This window comes from Streptomyces antioxidans, assembly GCF_000968685.2.
Taxonomy (GTDB): domain Bacteria; phylum Actinomycetota; class Actinomycetes; order Streptomycetales; family Streptomycetaceae; genus Streptomyces; species Streptomyces antioxidans.
The window spans coordinates 1-1,404 of record NZ_LAKD02000212.1; the positions used below are offsets into that span (position 1 = coordinate 1).

1 protein-coding gene is annotated in these 1,404 nt (G+C 67.5%); it reads left to right on the forward strand.

Features of this window, described 5'->3' with window-relative positions; genetic code table 11:
* Positions 1-1,098, forward strand: a 1,098-nt coding sequence (locus VT50_RS37760) for an NtaA/DmoA family FMN-dependent monooxygenase (protein WP_079343991.1), incomplete at its 5' end; no start/stop codon positions are given.
* Between the last annotated feature and the right edge of the window lie 306 nt (positions 1,099-1,404).

Below are 1,404 nucleotides of genomic sequence, written 5' to 3' on the forward strand. Positions count from 1 at the left end.
CCGGCCCAGCATCTGGAGCCGGTGACCGTGCTGTCGGCGTTGAGTATGTGTACCGAGTCGATCGGTCTGGTGGGTTCGGCCAGTACGACGTTCAATGAGCCGTTCAACGTCGCGCGCCAGTTCGCGTCTTTGGATCATCTCAGCCGGGGCCGGGCCGGCTGGAACATGGTGACCTCGGCGTTCGGGGAGGAGAACTTCGGCTCCGACCCTCTGCCTTCGCATGCCTGGCGTTATGAGCGTGCCGGGGAGTTCGTGGAGGTGACCAAGGCGTTGTGGCGCAGCTGGGACGCCGATGCCCTGGCGGTGGACCGGGAGGCGGGGGTGTACGCCAGGCCGGAGCGGGTGCATCCGGTCAATTACCGCGGGCGGCATCTGACGGTTTCGGGGCCGCTGAACATTCCCCGGCCGCCGCAGGTGCATCCCGTGCTGGTGCAGGCCGGAACGTCCGCTGACGGCATGGCTTTCGCCTCCCGGCATGCCGAGGTGGTCTTCTCGGCGCATCAGGGACTGGCCATGGCCAAGCGCTACTACGACCAGATCAAGCGCGGCGCCGAACAGGTGGGCCGGGATCCGGATGGGGTCAAGGTGCTGTTCGGTCTGAGTCCGGTCCTGGGGGACACCCCAGGGGATGCACAGGAGCGGCAGCGCGTCCTGGCGGGTCTGCTCAACGCCGACTATGCCAAACAGCTGGTGGGCTTTCAGCTCGGCGGGATCGATCTGGCCGACTACGGCCTGGATGAGAAGCTGCCGCTGGACCTCTTGCCGGACCCGGCGGTCATCAACCGCAGGCAGGGCCGTTTCGATCTCTACCGGCAGCTGATCGAAGAGGGCCAGACCCTGCGGCGTCTGACCGAGATCGAGGCCACGGCGGCGGGGCTCCAGGTGGCTGTTGGCGATGTGGAACACATCGCCAAGGAAATGGTCACCTATTTCGAGGCCGGCGCGGCCGACGGCTTCATCCTCATCCCGCCCTCGCAGCGCGTGGACGGACGCCGTCTGCTCAGCGAGGTCATCCCCCTACTGCAGGAGCGGGGCTACGCCCGCGCGGCCTACCAGGGCACGACCCTACGCGACCATCTCGGCCTCACCCGCCCCTGAGAACTCCTACCGGAATGGCTGCAGGGGCCGCCAGCAGATGATACGCATCCGAGGGTGACGAAGGCTTCGTGGAGTCGTCGCTCATCTCCCGGCAGATCCGCGGGCGACGCACCCCGTGCGGGCGGACGAACCCGTGCTTCACACCTCAACGTTGGGAGCCCGGACCGGACCGTGCTCCCGCGGCAGATGTTCCCAGGCGATCCCGGTGGGCAGGACGACCAGGATGCCCCTGGAACACCAGTGTTCCGGATGCCGCTTGTGCCCAGGACGCCGGGCTCGGCGCTCACACTTGGGCAGCAGTGGCTC